Here is a 20,721-nt window from a genome sequence, read left to right on the forward strand (position 1 = left end):
CCATGAGCGATATCCACTGGAGCGATGGCGCTCCGATCTACCGCCAGCTGAAGGATCGCGTGATCGCGATGATGCTGGACGGCATCATCAAGCCCGGCGACGCACTGCCCTCGGTGCGCCAGGTCGCCGCCGAATACCAGCTCAACCCGATCACCGTGTCGCGCGCCTACCAGGAACTGGCCGACGAGGCCCTGGTCGAGAAGCGCCGCGGGCTGGGCATGTTCATGACCGAAGAAGCGGCCAGGAAGCTGCGCGGCAGCGAACGCGACCGCTTTCTCAACGAAGAGTGGCCTCTGGTGCTGGAACGCATCCAGCGCCTGGGCCTGACATTGGAAGACTTGTTGCCACCGGGGAAAACACCATGACTGCCGCTGTCGCCGCATCCGAATCCGTCGTCTCCGCGCGCTCGCTGCGCAAGACCTACAACCACAAACCGGCGCTGGCCGATACCTCCTTCGCGATCGCGCCGGGCCGCATCGTCGGCCTGATCGGTCCCAACGGCGCCGGCAAGACCACCGCCTTGAAAGCGGTGCTCGGCCTGACCGCGGTCGAGGGCGAACTGCGCGTGCTGGGCGTGGACCCGCGCAAGCAGCGCAACGAGTTGATGAACGACGTGTGCTTCATCGCCGACGTGGCGGTGCTGCCGCGCTGGATGCGGGTGCGCGAGGCGATCGACTTCGTCGCCGGGGTGCATCCGCGCTTCGACCGCGCCAAGTGCGAGCGTTTCCTGGCCAATACCAAGCTCACGCCGAAGCTGCGCGTGCGCGAGATGTCCAAGGGCATGATCGTGCAGCTGCACCTGGCGCTGGTGATGGCCATCGACGCGCGCCTGCTGGTGCTCGACGAACCGACCCTGGGCCTGGACATCCTGTACCGCAAGGAGTTCTACCAGCGCCTGCTGGAAGACTACTTCGACGAACAGAAGACCATCATCATCACCACCCATCAGGTCGAGGAGATCGAGCACATCCTCACCGACGTGCTGTTCATCCGCGACGGCCGCATCGTGCTCAGCGCCGACATGGAACACATGGCCACGCGCTACACCGAACTGCTGGTGCCGGCCGAACGCATCGACGCGGCGCGCGCGCTGCAGCCAATCGACGAGCGCGGCCTGCCGTTCGGCAAGACCGTGTTGCTGTACGACGGCGTGCCGCAGGCGCAATTGGCGGCGCTGGGCGAAACCCGCACACCTGGCCTGGCCGACCTGTTCGTCGCCATCATGAAGGGGACCTACGCATGAACGCACCTGCCAAGCAGATTTCCGCGCTGTCAAGCTTCAAGTGGCTGCTCAAGCGCGAGTTCTGGGAACACCGCGGCGGCTTCCTGTGGGCGCCGGTCATCGCCGGCAGCGTGATCACCGTGCTGTACGCGCTGCTGGCGCTGATCGGCACCGTGGCCGGTCACGGCGACGGCAGCAACGGCTTCAACATCGACGGCGGACCGGAAAGGCTGAACGAGATCATCGGCGCGGTCGGCGACGGCACCATGCTGGCCGGCGTGGTCCTGGTCTGCGTCGTGCTGGGCTTCGTGGTGTTCTTCTACGCGCTGGGTTCGCTGTACGACGACCGCCGCGACCGCAGCGTGCTGTTCTGGAAATCGCTGCCGCTGTCGGATCTGAACACGGTGCTGTCCAAGGCCACCTGGGCGCTGCTGCTGGCGCCGATCGTGGCGATCGGGATCGGCCTGCTGATCGGCATCTGCCTGTGGCTGGTCACCGCGCTGACCCTGTCGGTCAACGGCGTCAGCCAGAGCAGCGCGGTGTTCACCCACTCGCATCCGCTGCGCATCATCGGCGGGGTGCTGTCGAACCTGCCGATCTACGTGATGTGGTCGCTGCCGACCATCGGCTGGCTGATGTTCTGCTCGGCCTGGGCGCGCACCAAGCCGTTCCTGTGGGCGGTGCTGATCCCGGTCCTGGGCTGCGTCATGGCGAGCATGATGGGCATCCTGCCGATGCTGCACGTGAACCACAACGCGATCTGGTACACGGTGGTCTACCGCGGCCTGCTGAGCGTGCTGCCCGGCACCTGGCTGCCGGTGCTCAGCGAGAGCGCGCCGCCGGTGCAGATCGACGCCGCGCAGGACCTGGCCAACGCGATCCAGCTCAGCGATGCCTGGCGCATCTTCCAGAGCGCCGACATCTGGATCGGCGCGGCGATCGGCGTGGCCTTCATCGTCGCGGCGATCTACCTGCGCCGCTGGCGCGACGAAGCCTGATCCGCAGCGCCATCCCGCTGTCCCTTTCCCCATTCCCTCTTTGCCTATGGAGTTCACGATGATGCGCAAGACCTTGCCGCTGTCCGCGCTGCTGCTGGTCCCGGCCCTGGCGCTGGCCGACGAATGCCGGCATTCCGAGCCGCGCAACCTGAAACTTGACCTGGCGGGCGCCAAGAATGTGATCTTCGACGCGCAGCAGAACAACCTCAAGCTGACCGGCGCCAGCGGCGCCGCGTTCGAACTGCGCGGCCGCGCCTGCGCCTCCAATGCGGACATGCTCAAGGAGCTGACCGTGCGCCAGCGCCGCGAAGGCGACACGCTGATCGTGACCCTGCAGCACGACGGCAGGATCCACGGCATCAGCTCGGGCACCCGCTACGCCTACCTGGATCTGGCCGGCAGCGTGCCGAGTTCCCTGCCGGTGCAGTTGCGGCTGGGCTCCGGCGATGCCGACATCGGCGGCGTGGCCGCGCTCGACGCCACGGTCGGCTCCGGCGACCTGCATGCGCACGGCGTGCGCGGCGCGGTCAGCGCCACGGTGGGATCGGGCGACATCGAACTGCGCGATATCGGCAGCCTCAGCCTGCCGACACTGGGTTCGGGCGACGTCAAGGCCAGCCAGGTCGGCGGCGACGTCAGGATCGGCACCGTCGGCTCCGGCGACCTGACCGTGCACGGCGTGCGCGGCGCGCTGCAGATCGGCAGCATCGGCTCCGGCGATGCGCAGCTGCGCGACGTGAGCGGCAACGTGGCGCTGCAATCGATCGGCTCCGGCGACCTGGAAGTCAGCGGCGTCGGCGGCAATCTCACCGTGGAGCGGGTCGGCAGCGGCGACATCCACCACAGCGGCGTGCGCGGCAGCGTCAACGTGCCGAAGCCGCGCTGAGCCGCGGCCTTCCCTTCCCGCTTCGACCGAGGACTCACCCATGCAGCATCGTTCCCTGCCGTTGGCCGGCATCGCCCTGATCGCGCTCTTGGCCCTGGCCGCCTGCCAGCCCTCGACCCCGCAGTCCGACAGGACGACCAGCAACACGCCCAGCGCGCGCAGCCTCAGTTTCGACAATGGCGACATCACGCTAAAGGTGTCCGGGCAACCGCCGGCGACCATCACCCGCACTGGCGAGTTGCTGATCGACGGCAAGCAGGTCGCGCTCGACGCTGAACAGCACGCCGTGCTGGCTCGCTATCGCCAACAACTCGGCGCGGTCGGCATGCAGGGCCTGGAGGTCGGCAAGCAAGGCGCGGCGCTGGGCATGAAGGCGGCCGGCGACGCGCTGGCCGGGGTCATCAGCGGCAACACCGAGCATGTCGGCGAGCACATCGAGGCGCAGGCCGAGAAGCTCAAGCAGGAAGCGCTGAAGATCTGCGCGCAGGTGGCGACGCTGCGCCAGGCGCAGGACACGCTGGCGCAGAAAGTGCCGGCATTCCGCCCCTATGCCAGCCTGGACGCCAGCGACATCAGCGACTGCGACAAATCGGTCAAGTAATTGCGGCGGTCCCGGCCTAAAATGGCCGGGACCCTCCTGTTTTGAATCGATCAATGAAGAAGACGCTAGTCGCCTGGTTTTCCCTGATCGCGCTGTGCCTGCTGCTGGCCGCGTGCGGCGCGCGCGACGGCGCCGCCGCGTCCTCGCGCGCCGAGCGCGGCAAGCCGCGCGTGTCGGTGGACAGCATGAGCGTGATGCTGCGCCGCGCCCCGGCCGCCAACGCCTCGATCGGCCCCGACGGCAGCCTGCGCATCGACGACATCGAACTGCCGCTGCCGCAGGCGCAGCGCACCCAGCTGCAACAGCTGTTCATGCACTTGCAGATGCAGCGCCAGCGCACCCTGGAAACCGCCGCGCCGGACCCGAACATGCGCTCGGTCGGCTTTGCCACCACGCCGGAGATCAGCGCCCTGCAGAGCGCGGTGCTGCACGATATCCCGTCGCTGCAGCCGTACCAGGAAAGCTTCGGCAACCTGCAGGCAGAGCGGCGCTGAAGTAGCTGGCGCCTGCCGCACACACGCCATCGGTCGCGACCGCGGCGGTGACGATGGACGTGCAACGCCGGATCCTGTCGCGGCTGAAGCCGCTCCTACAGTGCACCCTGACATTGCATCGCAGGCTCCCCTGTAGGAGCGGCTTCAGCCGCGACCGACGGAGCCGTCGAACTTTCCGACGAGACTGCGTCCGAGGCACCCGGACCTTCGCTGCAGCATCCCAGCGGATGCATTCGCGCTCCAGCGTCGGCATCGCCAGCTTGCCGAATTCGTTCCAGTCGGCCGCGACCGCGGCGGTGACGATGGACGTGCAACGCCGGATCCTGTCGCGGCTGAAGTTGCTCCTACAGTGCACCCCGACATTCCATCGCAGGCTCCCCTGTAGGAGCAGCTTCAGCCGCGACCGACGGAGCCGTCGAACTTTCCGACGAGACTGCGTCCGAGGCACCCGGACCTTCGCTGCAGCATCCCAGCGGATGCATTCGCGCTCCAGCGTCGGCATCGCCAGCTTGCCGAATTCGTTCCAGTCGGCCGCGACCGCGGCGGTGACGATGGACGTGCAACGCCGGATCCTGTCGCGGCTGAAGTTGCTCCTACAGTGCACCCCGACATTCCATCGCAGGCTCCCCTGTAGGAGCGGCTTCAGCCGCGACCGACGGAGCCGTCGAACTTTCCGACGAGACTGCGTCCGAGGCACCCGGACCTTCGCTGCAGCATCCCAGCGGATGCATTCGCGCTCCAGCGTCGGCATCTCCAGCTCGCCAGATTCGCTCCCGAACACGACATACCAACCGCATGGCAACGCACCCGCCGCACCATGCAAGCACGCCTCAGCCGCCACCCGCGCCGGCGTGGATGCCGCCCTTGGTCAGCGCCGCCGGGTCGAGCAGCTTGCGCAGCTCGGCTTCGCCCAGGCCGCTGTCCTCCAGCGCGATCTCCAGCACCGGGCGGTTCTCCTTGTAGGCGCGCTTGGCGATCGCCGCCGCTTTTTCGTAGCCAATGATCGGATTCAGCGCGGTGACCAGGATCGGATTGCGGTCCAGGGTCTCGCGGACACGATCCTCGCGCACCTTCAGCCCGGCGATCGCCGCATCGGCCAGCAGCCGCGACACGTTGGCCAGCAGCTTGATCGAATCCAGCAGGTTGGCCGCGATCAGCGGCAGCGCCACGTTCAACTGGAAGTTGCCGGTCTGCCCGGCCACGGTGATCGCGGTGTGGTGGCCGATGACCTGCGCGCAGACCATCACCGTGGCCTCGGGAATCACCGGGTTGACCTTGCCCGGCATGATCGAGCTGCCCGGCTGCAAGGCCGGCAATTCGATCTCGCCGAGGCCGGCCAGTGGCCCGGCGTTCATCCAGCGCAGGTCGTTGGCGATCTTGATCAGCGCCACCGCCAGCGCATTGAGCTGGCCGGACAGTTCCACCGCATCGTCCTGCGCGGCCAGGCCTTCGAACTTGTTGTCGGCGCTGTCGAACTTGCTGCCGGTCAGCGCCGACAGCGCCTTGGCCACCTTGCCGCCGAAGCGCGGATCGGCGTTGATCCCGGTGCCGATCGCGGTGCCGCCCAACGGCAGCCGGCGCAGCCGCTTGAGGCTGTCCTGCAGCCGCTCCTGCGCCGAGGACAATTGCGCCGACCACGCCCCGAATTCCTGGCCGAAGGTCAGCGGCATCGCATCCATCAGGTGCGTGCGGCCGGTCTTGACCACTTTGTCCAGTTGCCTGGCGCGCTTGTCGATGACCTTGCGCAGGTGCTTCAACGCCGGCAGCAGCTGTTCCTGGGTGGCCAGTTGGGCGGAAACGCGGATCGCGGTCGGCACCACGTCGTTGGAACTCTGGCCCAGATTGACGTGATCGTTCGGATGCACCGCCGGCGCGCCCGGCTTGGCCGCGCGCGAGGCCAGCGTGGCGATGACCTCGTTGGCATTCATGTTGGACGAGGTGCCCGAGCCGGTCTGGTAGATGTCGATCGGGAAATGCGCGTCGTGCTTGCCGTCGGCCACCTCCAGCGCGGCCGCCTGCACCGCCTTGGCCACGGCCTTGGGCAGCAGCTCCAGATCGGCGTTGACCCCGGCCGCGGCGGCCTTGATCAGGCCCAGCGCGCGGATGAAGCCGCGCGGCATCGGCTGCCCGGACACCGGGAAATTCTGCACCGCACGCTGGGTCTGGGCGCCCCATAGCGCGTCGGCCGGCACCTGCAACGCGCCCATGCTGTCGTGCTCGACCCTGAATTTATCGCTCATTGCGCACTCTCCACATCTGCATAAGAGGAATCCACCCGGCGCTGTCGCGAAGGACGACCGGGCAGGCAGGCTGGCGGAGCTGCGGCTGGCGCAGGCATTATCCGCGGCATAGCGCCCGGCGTCAGCAGTGTGCGCCAAGGGTTGTTAGCAAGGCCTGGAGGGGCGGCGCAGCGCCCGGCACGACATCGCCGCGCGGCCGGGTTCCCGATCCAGGCGCAGCGGCGGCCGCGTCGCAGCCGGCCGCGGCGACCCGCGGTTACTGGCGGTTGCTCTGGAAGACCAGGTTGTTGTAGGTCTTCAGCAGCCGTCCCGGCGAGCCTTCCGGCGCCAGCGTCGGGTTGTCCAGCCAGCCCTGTTCCATGCGGCTGTACGGGGTCTTTTCGACGACCCGCTTGATCCGCGCCTTGCCTTCCTTGCGGAAGTTCTCCGCGGCGGTTTCGAAACTGTTCCAGTCCAGCTTGCCCGGTTCCTGGTCGGCGACCTTGGCGTGCGCTTCGTCGGACAGCGTGTTGAAGCCGTCGAGCAAGGCGGTGGCCTTGGCCGTATCGAACGCATCCTCCTGCAGCAGGGCGACGATGTCCTTGGCCTCAAGCATCATCGACAGCCGGTAGAAATCGCGGGTGCGGCCGTCGGCCGTTTCCATCGCCTTCAGCTGCTCGCGCTGCGCGGCGTCGTTCTGCGCATCCAATTCGGCGCTGAACGCATGGCTGGCCTCGGAAAATTCGGACAGGGCGGCCATCAGTGGCGCATGCAGCTGCTTGCCCTTGGCGAACCCGTCGTCCTGATAGTCCTCGCGCTCGTAGTAATCGCGTACCTGGTTGCCGAGCGGCTGCAGCGTCTTCAGCGCCGCCACGTAACGCTTCGCGGCGGCATCCAGGGCCGGCAGCAGCGGCTTGGCGGCGACCGCCTGCAGCATCGGCGCATCGCAGACCTTCATGTCGTACTGGTCGATCTCGGCGGGCCCGTAGACGCTCGTTTCCTTGCCGGTCGGGCCGGCGGCGGGGTCCTTCATCCAGCCGACATAGGACTGGGCACCGCGCTGGATGTCCGCATCGACCTTGTTGAAGCATTCGATATACGCGTTGAGCTTGCTGGTCAGCGCCTCGTGCGGATCGCTCGCGGCGTGCTCGGCAGGCGCCTTGACGTCGGTCGGGGCGGCTGGCGTGGCCGAGGGCTTGCCGCCGCAGGCGACCAGGAAAACGCAGACGGCAGCGGCCAGCGCAGCCAGGCGGAAGCGGGAAGTCATGCGAGTACGTCCTTGTTGAAAACGGTTACAGCCGGGCAGTGTAGCAACTCGCGTTGCTCCAGCGCCAGCGCGCCCACGGCCGCGCAACAGGGCTTCGGTGCGGCGCGGCGGTCGCGTTCACCGGCCCGCCCGCGCCGCTGCACGCCGACGTCCGGCCACCGCCGGCACGGCATGGTCGGTGCGCGGCCGGCTAGAATAGCCGCCCCACCGCTGCCGCCCTGCCCCTGCCCATGTCGGATTCCGCCCTGCTCGCCCTGTCCCCGCTCGATGGCCGCTACGCCGGCAAGGTCGATGCCCTGCGGCCGATCTTCTCCGAATACGGCCTGATCAAGGCGCGGGTGAAGGTGGAGATCGAATGGCTGCTGGCGCTGGGCGCCGAACCGGGCATCGCCGAGCTGCACGCATTTTCGGCCGCGGCCACGCAGCGGCTGCGCGCGCTGGCCGACGGTTTCGGCGTGGAGCACGCGGCGCGGGTCAAGCAGATCGAGCGCACCACCAACCACGACGTCAAGGCGGTGGAGTACTTCATCAAGGAGCAGCTCAAGGACGACGCCGAACTCGGCCCGGCGCTGGAATTCGTGCATTTCGCCTGCACCAGCGAGGACATCAACAACCTCAGCTACGGTCTGATGCTGGAGCAGGCGCGGCGCGAAGTGCTGCTGCCGACGCTGGACGGCGTCATCGCCTCGCTGCGCGCGCTGGCGCATGCGCAGGCCGCGCAGCCGATGCTGTCGCGCACCCACGGCCAGACCGCCTCGCCGACCACGCTGGGCAAGGAGATCGCCAACGTGGTCGCGCGCCTGGAACGCCAGCGCCGGCAGATCGCCGCGGTCGAGCTGACCGGCAAGATCAACGGCGCGGTCGGCAACTACAACGCGCATGTGGCCAGCTATGCGGACGTGGACTGGCCGGCGTTCGCGCAGCGCTTCGTGGAGGGCCTGGGCCTGGTGTTCAACCCCTACACCACCCAGATCGAGCCGCACGACAACATCGCCGAACTCGGCGACGCCACCCGCCGCGCCAACACCATCCTGATCGACCTGGCGCGCGACATCTGGGGCTACATCTCGCTGGGCTACTTCAAGCAGAAGCTCAAGGAAGGCGAAGTCGGTTCCTCGACCATGCCGCACAAGGTCAACCCGATCGACTTCGAGAACGCCGAAGGCAACTTCGGCATCGCCAACGCGCTGTTCGAGCATTTCAGCGCCAAACTGCCGATCAGCCGCTGGCAGCGCGACCTCACCGACTCCACCGTGCTGCGTGCGCTCGGCACCGCGTTCGGTCACAGCCAGGTGGCGCTGGATTCGCTGGCCAAGGGCCTGGGCAAGCTGACCGTCAATCCGGAGCGTCTGGACGGCGACCTCGACGCCGCCTGGGAAGTGCTGGCCGAAGCCGTGCAGACGGTGATGCGCCGCCACGGCCTGCCCAACCCGTACGAGCAGCTCAAGGCGCTGACCCGCGGCCAGGGCATCACAGCCGCCTCGATGCAGGCCTTCGTCGAAACCCTGGACCTGCCCGAGGACGCCAAGCAGCAACTGCGCGCGCTGACCCCAGGCGGCTACACCGGCCTGGCCGAGCGCCTGGCACGCGCGATCTGAGCCAGACCCGCCGGTAGACCCCTTCGCCGGCGCAGCAACACCGCTTTCGAACCCCGACAAGGAGATATGCGATGACGCGGAATCTGTTTCTCTGCCTGCCGCTGCTGGCGTTGGCGGCCTGCACACAGCAGCCCTCGCCCTCCGGCACCGATGCCGCCGTTGCGACCACACCTGCAGCGGCCGCGCCTGCCGCCGCCACGACGGCCGCGACATCGATCGCGCCGGTGCCTGCAGTCCCCAGCATGTCGGCACCAGCGACGGGCGACGCGCAGGCCAGCGGCCAGCCGAACGGCGAACGTCCGACGCTGCTGGTGACCTCGACCAGCGGCACGATCGACTGCGACGGCCACAACCTGGACATCACCGGCCGCGATGCCCGGCTCGTGCTGCGCGGACAGTGCGGCATGATCGCGTTGCTGGGCGCGAACGGCACCTTGCAGATCGAGCATGCCGAAGGCGTGCGCGTGGTCGGCGACAACGCGCAGGTGGTCATGAGCAGCGACACCAAGAACGTCGAGTTGTTCGGCCGCCACGGCAACCTGCAGATGGGCCGCATCGAGACGCTGGCGGTGCCGGGCGACGAAAACCAGCTGCGCGCGGTCGCCATCGGTTCGGCGACCCTGCAAGGCAGCAAGAACCAGCTCACCCAGCAAACCGGCACGGCGCAAGTCCAGGACTACGGCCGCGACAATCAGATCGCCGGCAACTGAGCGTGCCGACGCCACGCGGCCGGCCGCTCGCGGCCGGACCGCGCACCGCGCTCAGGTCCTGACGAAGATCTCCACGCGCCGGTTCAACTGCCGCCCGGCGGGATTGTCCTGGCCCTGCAACTGGTTCGGCGCCACCGGACGCGATTCGCCGTAGCCCTTGGCGGACGCCTTCAGCGCCAGTCCGCGCGCCCGTAGCGCCTCGAGCACCGCCGCGGCACGGCGTTCGGACAAGGCCTGGTTGTAGTCGTCGCCGCCTTTGCTGTCGGTATGCCCGCCCACTTCCAGGTCGCGCGCCTGCACGGTGCCGAGCGCGGTCGCCAGCGTGTCGAGCACCTTTGCGGCATCGGCGCGGATCTGCGACTTGTCGAAGTCGAACAGGACCCGATCGTTCAAGGTGATCAGATAGCCGCATGGCGCGCCGGGCGGCGCGAACTTGCGCAGCGGCGGGAAGCGCCCGGCCGGCGGCACCTTGGACAGCGGCGCCATCGCCACCTTGCGCCCGGGCGTGCCGATCATGCCGGTGCCGTCGCCGTTGTTGCGGATCATTTCGTGCTCGCCGTTCCAGGTGCCGCTGCCGTCGCCATTGTTCTGGATCAGGCCGCTGCCGCCGTTCCAGGTGCCTGCGCCCCGGCCGTCCAGCGTGATCAGGCCGGCCGGGCCGTTGTAGCTGCCCGATCCATCCGCCTGCACCCGCACGATCGCGTCCTCGCCGTCGCCGACCGTGCCGTTGATGGTGCCGCTGCCGTCGGCGTTGACCTGGACCAGGCCGCCTTCGAAGTTGGCCGTGCCGCTGCCGTCGGCGTTGATCTTGAACAGGCCGTCCTCGCCGTTGCGCAGCAGATTGCCCTGCGCATCGACGCCGGTGATGCCGGCATCGTTGACCAGCACGCCATCGGTGCCGCAGCGCGCCGGCGCGATGCTGACGCCCTGCATCGGATCCAACGCGCCCTTCATCGACGCTTCCAGCGCACGCTGCGCAGGCGTCACCCCGAGGATTTCCGGGACCACGATCAGCGGAATGGCCGGGAACTCCGGCACGTCCGCCGCAGCGGCGGGCGTGGTGTCGGGCGTGGCGGACGTCTTGGCTGCGGCAGCTGCCGGCGCGGACGGCGTAGCCGGCTTGTCCGCGGCCCCACACCCGGCCAACAACAACGACGACAGCAAGATCGGCAGTGAACGCATTCCCTTCCCTCCTGGTCCTGAGGCGCGCACTTCAGCCTGCGCGCAGGCCGCTTGTCAAACCGGCGCCGCACCGGCGGGCGAACTGCAACGGCACGGCGCCCGCAGGCACGCCGCCGCAGCCGCCGCCATGCGCACGGACAACACAGCCTGCGGCGGGCTGGGCGACAATGGCGGCCATCGCCGGCCTCCCTGTCGGCCTCGCCCCTGCCGGACCGCCTGCCCATGACCAAACCCGCCTCGTTCCCGATCGAAATCGACGCCACCCGGCAACAGCCGCTGGGCATGCCCGCCGCGCGCTTCCTGCGCGACTACTGGCACAAGCGCCCGCTGCTGATCCGCAACGCCTTCCCCGGCTTCGTCTCACCGATCGAGCCGGGCGATCTGGCCGGCCTGGCCTGCGAAGAGGCCGCGCTGTCGCGGCTGATCGTGCACGAACGCGGCAACGACCGCTGGAGCGTGCGCAGCGGGCCGTTCCAGGAAAGCGAATTCCCGGGCATGCCCGACCACGACTGGACCTTGCTGGTACAGGACGTGGACAAATGGGACCCGGACATCCGCGCCCTGCTCGAGCAGTTCCGTTTCCTGCCGCGCTGGCGCGTGGACGACGTGATGGTCAGCTTCGCCGCCCCCGGCGGCTCGGTCGGCGCCCACGTGGACCACTACGATGTGTTCCTGCTGCAGGCGCACGGCCACCGCCGCTGGCAGATCGACGCCAGCGCTTCGATGGGCCGCACCGCGCCGCCGACCGACTTCCGCGAGGACGTCGAACTGAAGCTGTTGCGCAGCTTCAGCCCCACCCATGAGTGGGTGCTCGGCCCCGGCGACATGCTGTACCTGCCGCCGCTGGTGCCGCACCACGGCGTCGCCGAAGACGCCTGCCTGACCTTCTCGGTAGGCACGCGCGCGCCGTCCTCGGCCGAGTTGATCGGCGACTACCTGGACACCCTGATCGACGGCGCCGACGAAGCGCTGCGCTACCACGACGAGGACCTGCAGGTACCGGCCGATCCGTACGAGATCGACGCGGCGGCGATGGGCCGCGTGGTCGAGGCGCTGAACGCGCTGCGCATGAACGACCCCGACCGCCTCGGCGCCTGGTTCGGCCGCTTCATCACCACCTACCGTGCCGCCGGCGAAATCCTGCCGCCGACCCACCCTCCGGCGCCGCAGGAAGTGGCCGCGGCCCTCGAACAGGGCCTGATCCTGCAGCGCCACCCGTGGGCGCGGCCGGCCTGGCGCCGGGCCACGCGCGGCGCCACCCTGTTCTGCAGCGGCCTGGAATTCGCCCTGCCGATCAAGGACGCGCGGCGCCTGGCCGCGGCCGAGCAGCTCGACGGCGGCGACTACGCGGCGCTGTCCGCCGCCGGCCGCGACACCCTGCTGCAGCTGGTCGAGGCTGGCTTCTACCAGCCGCTGGACGAACCCGACCGCGGCGACGAGGATGCCCACGCGCAGGACTGAGCCGCCCGCCATGCCCGCCGCCCCAGGCTTGCGCATCGAAACGCTCGACCCGGCCCGTCAGGCCGGCGAACTGCGTGCGCTGCGCGCGCAGGCCGGCCTGGCGACGCCTGCGGATGCGGCTGACCAGGCCCTGGATGCGCTGAGCTACCACGTGCTGGCCCGCGCCGGCGACGGCCAGCCGCTCGGCAGCGCCCGGCTCGGCCCAGAGCGGCGCATCGACTGCATGGCGGTGCTGCCGGCCTGGCGCGGCCGTGGCGTCGGCAGCGCGCTGCTGGCCGCCTTGCTGCAGGAAGCGCGGCGCCGGCATTGGCCGCGGCTGGAGCTGCAGGCGCCACCGGCCGCGCTCGACTTCTATGCGCGGCACGGCTTCCTGCCGGTCGGCGCGCGCGGCGCCGGCAGCGCTGGCGAAGCACAGCCGATGCAGCGGCTGCTCAATAGCGCCGCCGCAGTGGAGGACGCCGCCGCGGCGATCGCAGCCAGTACCGCGGTGGTCGCGCAGGCGCGGCGCCAGTTGCTGATCTATAGCCGCGCGCTGGATCCGGGCCTGCTGGACAGTCCGCCGCTGCTCGCGCAACTGCGCCGCTTCGCGGTGGCCGCGCACGACAAGCAGGTGCGCGTGCTGCTGCACGACGCGGCCGCCGCACAGCGCGCCGCCGCGCCGCTGCTGGCCCTGGCGCAGCGCCTGCCCAGCGTGTTCCGGTTCCGCGAAGTGGTCGATCCGGTCGATCGCGGCGATGCCACCGCCTACCTGGTCGACGATGGCGGCGGCTACTACTTCCGTGCGCTGGGTCACCGTTACGACGGCGAAACCGACCTGCTCGGCGGCGGCCGCGCGCGCCAGCTGCGCGACGCGTTCGCGCGGGTCTGGGAGCGTTCGCGCGACTGCACCGAGCTGCGCGCGCTGGGCTGGTAGCGCCGCGTCGCGGCGGCCGATGGCGCAGTGAATGAACCCGACATCGCCCCCATGTCTCCGAAATGCACACCCTGGCTACGTCATGGGGGTATAATTTTTTTGCTTGATTACGCCAGCGCGGGCCACGCGTCCGCCGGTTCCAGCCGTCAGCCAACCCACCAAAGCGACCCGACCCCACCATCGTGGACAATCTCCTAAAGCAGTTTGCGCAGTCATCGCAACTCGCCGGCGGCAATGCCGCCTATATCGAAGACCTGTACGAGCAGTACCTGGTCTCTCCCGACAGCATCGACCCCAAGTGGAAGACCTACTTCGACGGTTTCCAGGGCCGCGATGCCGGTGACGTTCCCCACTCCGCGGTCATCGCCCACATCGCCAGCGCAGCGCGGCAGGCCGCCAACAGCGGCACCAGCCCCGGCGGCGACGAGCGCGAACGCCATGTCGGCCGGCTGATCACCGCCTACCGCTCGCGCGGCCACCTCGGCGCGCGCCTGGACCCGCTTGGCCTGACCCCGCCGGTGAATCCGCCGGACCTGGGCCTGCCGTTCCACAGCCTGTCGGAAAGCGACCTGGGCAGCGAGTTCAGCACCGGCGGCCTCGGCGGCCAGCCGCGGATGAAGCTGCGCGACCTGCTGGCACGGCTGAAGGCGACCTACACCGGGTCGATCGGCGCCGAATTCATGCACATCTCCGAATTCGAGCAGCGCCAGTGGATCTACCAGCGGCTGGAGAACGCCGGCGGCAACATCGCCGCCGATGCCGACAGCCGCCGCCGCACGCTGGAGCGGATCACCGCCGCCGAAGGCCTGGAGCGCTACCTGCACACCAAGTACGTCGGCCAGAAGCGCTTCTCGCTGGAAGGCGGCGATGCGTTGATCCCGATGATGGACGTGGTGGTGCGCCGCGCCGGCGCCGATGCGGTCAAGGACATCGTGGTCGGCATGGCCCACCGCGGCCGCCTCAACGTGCTGGTCAACACCCTGGGCAAGAACCCGCGCAAGCTGTTCGACGAGTTCGAAGGCAAGTTCGAGCATGCCCACGACGATCGCGCGCACACCGGCGACGTCAAGTACCACATGGGCTTCTCCGCCGACGTGGCGGTGGCCAACGGCAACTCGGTGCACCTGGCGCTGGCGTTCAACCCCTCTCACCTGGAAATCGTCGACCCGGTCGTGGTCGGCAGCGTGCGCTCGCGCCAGGAGCGCTACGGCGACGCCGCGCGCAAGACGGTGCTGCCGGTGGTGATCCATGGCGATGCCGCGTTCGCCGGCCAGGGCGTGGTGATGGAGCTGTTCCAGATGTCGCAGGCGCGCGGCTTCGCGGTCGGCGGCACCGTGCATATCGTCATCAACAACCAGATCGGCTTCACCACCAGCGCCCGCGACGACGCCCGCTCCACGCTGTACTGCACCGACGTGGCGAAGATGATCGGCGCGCCGGTGTTCCATGTGAACGGCGACGATCCGGACGCGGTGGCGTTCGTGGCCAACTTGGCCTACGACTTCCGCCAGCAGTTCAAGAAGGACGTGGTCATCGACCTGGTCTGCTACCGCCGCTGGGGCCACAACGAGGCCGACGAGCCGGCGGCGACGCAGCCGGTGATGTACCAGACCATCCGCAAGCACAAGACCACCCGCGAACTGTACGCCGCGCAGCTGGAAAGCGAGGGCGTGATCCAGTCGGGCGAGGCGCAGGCGCTGGTCGACAGCTACCGCAACAAGCTCGATTCGGGCGAATACACCACCGAGCTGGCGACCCGCAAGCCGGACGAATTCGCCATCGACTGGAGCAACTACCTGTCCGGCAAGCTCGCCGACAAGGTCGACACCACGGTCAAGCGCAAGACCCTGGACCAGCTGGCCAAGATCATCACCACGATCCCGGCCGGCGTGGAGCTGCACCCGCGCGTGGGCAAGATCTACGAGGACCGGGTGAAGATGGCCGCCGGCGACCTGCCGGGCGACTGGGGCTTCGCCGAGAATCTGGCCTACGCCACCCTGCTCGGCGAGGGCCACAAGCTGCGCCTGGTCGGCCAGGACGCCGGCCGCGGCACGTTCTTCCACCGTCACGCGATCCTGCACGACCAGAAGACCGACAGCTACTACCTGCCGCTGCGCCAGCTGGTCGAGAACCCGGAAGACGCCACCGTGATCGACTCGCTGCTCAGCGAGGAAGCGGTGATGGGCTTCGAGTACGGCTACTCGACCACCGATCCCAATGCGCTGTGCATCTGGGAAGCGCAGTTCGGCGATTTCGCCAACGGCGCGCAGGTGGTGATCGACCAGTTCATCGCTGCCGGCGAAGCCAAGTGGGGCCGCATCAGCGGCTTGTCGCTGTTCCTGCCGCACGGCTACGAAGGGCAAGGCCCGGAGCACAGCTCCGCGCGCCTGGAGCGCTTCCTGCAGCTGTGCGCGCTGGAGAACATGCTGGTGTGCGTGCCGACCACGCCGGCGCAGTGCTTCCACATGATCCGCCGGCAGATGCGCATGACCACGCGCAAGCCGCTGGTGGTGATGACGCCCAAGTCGCTGCTGCGCCACAAGCTGGCGGTGTCGAGCCTGGAAGAACTGGCCGACGGCGAGTTCCAGCACCTGATCCCGGATGCGAAGGCCGATCCCAAGCGAGTCAAGCGCGTGGTGGCCTGCTCGGGCAAGGTCTACTACGACCTGCTCGAGGACCAGACCAAGCGCGGCCAGGACGACGTCGCCATCCTGCGCGTGGAGCAGCTGTACCCGTTCCCGCGCGAGCTGCTGGCCGCGGAGCTGAAGCGCTACGGCAACGCCACCGACCTGGTCTGGTGCCAGGAAGAACCGCAGAACCAGGGCGCCTGGTACCAGATCAAGCACCACCTGCAGGCCTGCCTGGCCGACGCGCAAAGCCTGCATTACGCCGGCCGCCCGCGCTCGCCGTCTCCCGCTGCCGGCCATTTCGCCGAGCATCTGGAAGAGCAGCTGAAGCTGGTCGCCGACGCGCTATTGAATCCGTTCAACGACCAAGTCGCTGAATAACCCGCCTTCCCCTTCCAAAAGACCCCACTAGGACGCTCCCTGCAATGGCCACCGAAGTCAAAGTTCCGGTACTGCCCGAATCCGTATCCGATGCCACCATCGCCAGCTGGCACAAGAAAGCCGGCGACGCGGTCAAGCGCGACGAGAACCTGGTGGACCTGGAAACCGACAAGGTCGTGCTGGAAGTGCCCTCCCCGGTGGATGGCGTGCTGAAGGAGATCAAGTTCGAGGCCGGCGCCACCGTGACCAGCTCGCAGTTGCTGGCGATCATCGAGGAAGGCGCCACCGCCGCGGCGGCTCCGACCGCGGCCAAGGTCGCCGACGCACCCGCGCCGGACGCACCGAAAGCCGCAGCCGCCGAAGCGCCGAAGGCGGCCAAGATCGAGTCGGCCAAGGCCGCCGGCGACGTCTCCAGCCTGCCCCCGGGCGCGCGTTTCTCAGCGATCACCGAAGGCGTGGATCCGGCCCAGGTCGATGGCACCGGCCGCCGCGGCGCGGTCACCAAGGAAGACATCCTCAACTACGCCAAGAACGGCGGCGCCGGCAAGGCCGCCGGCGCGCGTCCGGAAGAGCGCGTGGCGATGACCCGCGTGCGCAAGCGCATCGCCGAGCGCCTGATGCAGTCGAAGAACTCGACCGCGATGCTGACCACCTTCAACGAGGTCAACCTGGCCAAGGTCTCGGCCGCGCGCAAGGAACTGCAGGACGAATTCCAGAAGGCCCACGGCATCAAGCTCGGCTTCATGAGCTTCTTCGTCAAGGCCGCGGCCAACGCGCTGCAGCGCTTCCCGCTGGTCAATGCCTCGATCGACGGCGAGGACATCATCTATCACGGCTACAGCGACATCTCGATCGCGGTCTCGACCGAGAAGGGCCTGGTCACGCCGGTGCTGCGCAACGTCGAGCGGCAGTCGTTCGCCGAGATCGAGAAGGGCATCGCCGACTACGCCAAGAAGGCGCGCGACGGCAAGCTGAGCCTGGAAGAACTGCAGGGCGGCACCTTCACCGTGACCAACGGCGGCACCTTCGGCTCGCTGCTGTCCACCCCGATCATCAACCCGCCGCAGAGCGCGATCCTGGGCATGCACGCGATCAAGGAGCGTCCGATCGCCGAGAACGGCCAGGTCGTGATCGCGCCGATGATGTTCCTGGCGCTGTCCTACGACCACCGCATCATCGACGGCAAGGACTCGGTGCAGTTCCTGGTCGACATCAAGAACCAGCTGGAAAACCCGGGCCGGATGCTGTTCGGCCTGTAATCCAGCTGCCGGGACGCGGGACTCGGGACTCGGGACTCGGCAATGCAGATCAAGCAGGACGCGGGACATGCAGGCGATAGCTTTGCGGGTCCCGGGTCCCGAGTCCCGAGTCCCGCAAAAGCACAGGACTCCCGCAACATGTCAGAACAACATTTCGACGTCGTCGTCATCGGTGCCGGTCCGGCCGGTTATCACGCGGCAATCCGCGCCGCCCAGCTGGGCATGAAGGTCGCCTGCATCGACGCGGCGCTGGGCAAGGACGGCAAGCCGGCGCTGGGCGGCACCTGCCTGCGCGTGGGTTGCATCCCATCCAAGGCGCTGCTGGATTCCTCGCGCCAGTTCTGGAACATGGGCCACCTGTTCGGTGAGCACGGCATCAGCTTCAAGGACGCCAAGATCGATGTCGCGGCGATGGTCGGGCGCAAGGACAAGATCGTCAAACAGTTCACCGGCGGCATCACGATGCTGTTCAAGGCGAACAAGATCACCCCGTATTACGGCTTCGGTGAGCTGCAGGCGGGCAACGTGGTCAAGGTCAAGCAACACGACGGCAGCATCGTCGAGCTCAAGGGCACCAACGTGATCCTCGCCGCCGGCTCGGATGCGATCGAACTGCCGTTCGCCAAGTTCGACGGCGCCAGCATCGTCGACAACGTCGGCGCGCTGGACTTCAGCGAAGTGCCCAAGCGCATGGCGGTGATCGGCGCCGGCGTGATCGGCCTGGAACTGGGCAGCGTGTGGAAGCGCCTGGGCGCCGAGGTCACCATCCTCGAGGCGCTGCCGGACTTCCTGGCCCTGGCCGATGCCGAAGTGGCCAAGACCGCGCTGAAGGAATTCAAGAAGCAGGGCCTGGACATCCAGCTGGGCGCCAAGGTCTCCAAGACCGAGGTCACCGGCAAGGGCAAGAAGCAGGAAGTCGTCGTCACCTACACCGATGGCGAAGGGGAGAAGAGCCTGACCGTGGACAAGCTACTGGTGGCCGTGGGCCGCCGCGCCGCGACCAAGGGCCTGCTGGCCGAAGGCACCGGGGTCAAGCTCAACGAACGCGGCCAGATCGAAGTCGATGCGCATTGCCACACCGGCGTCGATGGCGTGTGGGCGATCGGCGACTGCGTGCGCGGGCCGATGCTGGCGCACAAGGGCTTCGAGGAAGGCATCGCGGTCGCCGAACTGATCGCTGGCCTGCCCGGCCACGTCAACTTCGACACGATCCCCTGGGTCATCTACACCGAGCCGGAAATCGCCTGGGTCGGCAAGACCGAGCAGCAGCTCAAGTCCGAGGACGTGCCGTACAAGACCGGCAGCTTCCCGTTTGCCGCCATCGGCCGCGCCGTGGCGATGGGCGAGCCGGCCGGCTTCGTCAAGGTCATCGCGCATGCCGAGACCGACCACGTGCTGGGCCTGCACCTGGTCGGCGTCGGCGTCTCCGAACTGGTGCACGAAGGCGTGCTGGCGATGGAGTTCAACGGCTCGGCCGACGACCTGGCGCGCATCTGCCACGCCCACCCGACCCTATCCGAGGCGATCCACGACGCCGCGATGGCAGTGAGCAAGCGGGCGATCCATAAAGCCAATTGAGCCACCTCGGTAGCTGGTCGTTGCAGAAGGCTTCGTCTCGCGACGAAGCCTTCTTGCGTTTCCCAGTGAAGGAACCCCGCCATGGCAGTTCCACTCCACACCTCCCTCGGCGGCATTGTGTTCGTCGCCGCCGGCCTGATGTTCTTCGCCGCCGCCGCGATCGGCAGGCAGCTGGCCTTTGCCGGATGCGGCGCGATGTTCGTCGCCATCGGCGTGGCGTGGCTGCTGCGCGCCAAGAGCAAAAAACAAGAACGGACACCGACTGAATGACCGACCTCCCGGTCGCATCGACGGAAAAAGCTCAATGAAATCGATCTGCGTTTACTGCGGCTCCAACGCCGGCAACAAACCCGCCTACGCCGAGCGCGCCACCGCGCTGGGCACGCGCATCGCCGAGCAGGGCCTGCGCCTGGTCTACGGCGGCGGCAACGTCGGGCTGATGGGCACCGTGGCCAATGCGGTACTCGCCGCCGGCGGCCAGGTCACCGGGGTGATTCCCAAGCAACTGGCCGACTGGGAAGTGGCGCACCGCGGCCTCACCGAACTGGAAATCGTCGGCTCGATGCACGAGCGCAAGTCGCGCATGTTCGACCTGTCCGACGGCTTCATCGCCCTGCCTGGCGGCTTCGGCACGATGGAAGAGATCTTCGAGATGCTGACCTGGCGCCAGCTCGGCATCGGCAACAAACCCTGCGCATTCCTGGACGTGGAAGCGTTCTACGCGCCGCTGATCGGCATGATCGACCGCATGGTCGCCGAGCGCTTCCTGCACCCGGACCAGCGCGCCGACCTGTGGTACGGCAACGACATCGACACCATGCTGGCCTGGATGCACGACTACACCCCCGCGCAAGCATCGAAGTGGATCGACGAAAAGCGCCGCAACGCGCTGCGCTGAAGCCCGCCGCTCTTAAAACAGCTGCAACCCCAGGGCGCCTGGCAACACGCCTAGCATCCCCGGTAGAGGTTTCAGCCCCGATAAGCCGCACAGTCCGCCGCATGCGGGCGACGTCTGTCGCGGCTGAAGCCGCTCCTACAGGGACTTCGGAGCGCGGGTCGGTGCGCTATGAAGTCTGGAGATTTCCCACTGCATTCGTCGCGACTGAAGTCGCTCCCACAAGGGGCTTCTGCCAGGCTAGTTGCTGTCGCTGTCGCTGCTGCTCTTGCTGTTGCTGCTGCTTTTGATTTACCGGGTTCCCTTCTGCAGCGGCGGCCATGGCGGGGAAAAACCCGAAGGGCGGCGCACAGGGATGTGCGCCGTTCGCGGCAGGGGCAGGGCTCGCCGGAAAAAGGCGAAGCACTGCTTCGCCCCGGCGGGCGGGCAG

General features: G+C 68.2%; 18 protein-coding genes. 15 read left to right on the top strand and 3 right to left on the bottom strand.

The features are described from left to right. Nucleotides 1-2: 2 nt before the first annotated feature. The 6 genes from KHF85_RS11430 (at nt 3) to KHF85_RS11455 (ending at nt 4,201) form a co-directional block, all read left to right on the top strand. A complete protein-coding gene (locus tag KHF85_RS11430) occupies nt 3-365 on the top strand; it encodes a GntR family transcriptional regulator (RefSeq protein ID WP_003481213.1) in 363 nt (120 codons plus the stop codon). Further along, nucleotides 362-1,243, top strand: a complete 882-nt coding sequence (locus KHF85_RS11435; protein ID WP_284566766.1) for an ABC transporter ATP-binding protein — start codon at nt 362-364, stop codon at nt 1,241-1,243. Before KHF85_RS11430 ends, KHF85_RS11435 begins: the two co-directional genes overlap by 4 nt. Continuing rightward, entirely contained in the window at nt 1,240-2,220 is a 981-nt protein-coding gene (locus KHF85_RS11440) for an ABC transporter permease (RefSeq protein ID WP_284566767.1), read from the top strand. Before KHF85_RS11435 ends, KHF85_RS11440 begins: the two co-directional genes overlap by 4 nt. Nucleotides 2,221-2,281: 61 nt before the next feature. After that, nucleotides 2,282-3,106: a GIN domain-containing protein gene (locus KHF85_RS11445; protein WP_284569535.1), complete on the top strand. Its 825-nt coding sequence runs from the start codon at nt 2,282-2,284 to the stop codon at nt 3,104-3,106. A 40-nt stretch (nt 3,107-3,146) separates the two neighbouring features. Beyond that, nucleotides 3,147-3,707 (top strand): DUF2884 family protein, encoded by a 561-nt coding sequence (locus KHF85_RS11450; protein ID WP_284566768.1) that lies wholly within the window; start codon nt 3,147-3,149, stop codon nt 3,705-3,707. 53 nt (nt 3,708-3,760) lie between these two features. Beyond that, entirely contained in the window at nt 3,761-4,201 is a 441-nt protein-coding gene (locus KHF85_RS11455) for a hypothetical protein (RefSeq protein ID WP_284566769.1), read from the top strand. 830 nt (nt 4,202-5,031) lie between these two features. Here the strand turns inward: KHF85_RS11455 and KHF85_RS11460 are convergent. Continuing rightward, nucleotides 5,032-6,441, bottom strand: coding sequence for a class II fumarate hydratase (locus KHF85_RS11460; RefSeq protein WP_284566770.1), 1,410 nt, complete (start codon nt 6,439-6,441; stop codon nt 5,032-5,034). Between the two features lie 256 nt (nt 6,442-6,697). Beyond that, on the bottom strand, nt 6,698-7,687 hold the full coding sequence (locus KHF85_RS11465) for a YiiG family protein (RefSeq protein WP_284566771.1): 990 nt from the start codon (nt 7,685-7,687) through the stop codon (nt 6,698-6,700). 230 nt (nt 7,688-7,917) lie between these two features. On the opposite strand from KHF85_RS11465, the gene purB reads away from it, so the two are divergent. Continuing rightward, the gene (gene purB / locus KHF85_RS11470) at nt 7,918-9,285 is read left to right on the top strand and encodes an adenylosuccinate lyase (RefSeq protein WP_284566772.1); all 1,368 of its coding nucleotides are present in this window, start codon (nt 7,918-7,920) and stop codon (nt 9,283-9,285) included. A 71-nt stretch (nt 9,286-9,356) separates the two neighbouring features. Further along, nucleotides 9,357-9,995: a DUF3060 domain-containing protein gene (locus tag KHF85_RS11475; RefSeq protein ID WP_284566773.1), complete on the top strand. Its 639-nt coding sequence runs from the start codon at nt 9,357-9,359 to the stop codon at nt 9,993-9,995. 51 nt (nt 9,996-10,046) lie between these two features. On the opposite strand, the gene KHF85_RS11480 is transcribed toward KHF85_RS11475, so the two are convergent. Beyond that, the gene (locus KHF85_RS11480) at nt 10,047-11,177 is read right to left on the bottom strand and encodes an OmpA family protein (RefSeq protein ID WP_284566774.1); all 1,131 of its coding nucleotides are present in this window, start codon (nt 11,175-11,177) and stop codon (nt 10,047-10,049) included. A 222-nt stretch (nt 11,178-11,399) separates the two neighbouring features. Between KHF85_RS11480 and KHF85_RS11485 the strand changes: the two genes are divergently transcribed. From KHF85_RS11485 to KHF85_RS11515, 7 genes are all read left to right on the top strand, one after another. Continuing rightward, on the top strand, nt 11,400-12,638 hold the full coding sequence (locus KHF85_RS11485) for a ribosomal protein uL16 3-hydroxylase (protein WP_284566775.1): 1,239 nt from the start codon (nt 11,400-11,402) through the stop codon (nt 12,636-12,638). A 10-nt stretch (nt 12,639-12,648) separates the two neighbouring features. Continuing rightward, a complete protein-coding gene (locus KHF85_RS11490) occupies nt 12,649-13,551 on the top strand; it encodes a GNAT family N-acetyltransferase (protein ID WP_284566776.1) in 903 nt (300 codons plus the stop codon). A 182-nt stretch (nt 13,552-13,733) separates the two neighbouring features. Beyond that, on the top strand, nt 13,734-16,559 hold the full coding sequence (locus KHF85_RS11495; RefSeq protein ID WP_284566777.1) for a 2-oxoglutarate dehydrogenase E1 component: 2,826 nt from the start codon (nt 13,734-13,736) through the stop codon (nt 16,557-16,559). Nucleotides 16,560-16,603: 44 nt separating this feature from the next. Next, the gene (gene sucB / locus KHF85_RS11500; RefSeq protein WP_284566778.1) at nt 16,604-17,818 is read left to right on the top strand and encodes a dihydrolipoyllysine-residue succinyltransferase; all 1,215 of its coding nucleotides are present in this window, start codon (nt 16,604-16,606) and stop codon (nt 17,816-17,818) included. Nucleotides 17,819-17,956: 138 nt separating this feature from the next. Beyond that, entirely contained in the window at nt 17,957-19,396 is a 1,440-nt protein-coding gene (gene lpdA / locus KHF85_RS11505; protein WP_284566779.1) for a dihydrolipoyl dehydrogenase, read from the top strand. Nucleotides 19,397-19,477: 81 nt separating this feature from the next. Continuing rightward, nucleotides 19,478-19,666, top strand: a complete 189-nt coding sequence (locus KHF85_RS11510) for a hypothetical protein (RefSeq protein ID WP_284566780.1) — start codon at nt 19,478-19,480, stop codon at nt 19,664-19,666. Nucleotides 19,667-19,700: 34 nt separating this feature from the next. Further along, nucleotides 19,701-20,294: an LOG family protein gene (locus KHF85_RS11515; protein WP_003472459.1), complete on the top strand. Its 594-nt coding sequence runs from the start codon at nt 19,701-19,703 to the stop codon at nt 20,292-20,294. Nucleotides 20,295-20,721: the final 427 nt, after the last annotated feature.

The sequence above is a fragment of the Xanthomonas graminis pv. graminis genome, assembly GCF_030168915.1.
Lineage (GTDB): Bacteria > Pseudomonadota > Gammaproteobacteria > Xanthomonadales > Xanthomonadaceae > Xanthomonas_A > Xanthomonas_A translucens.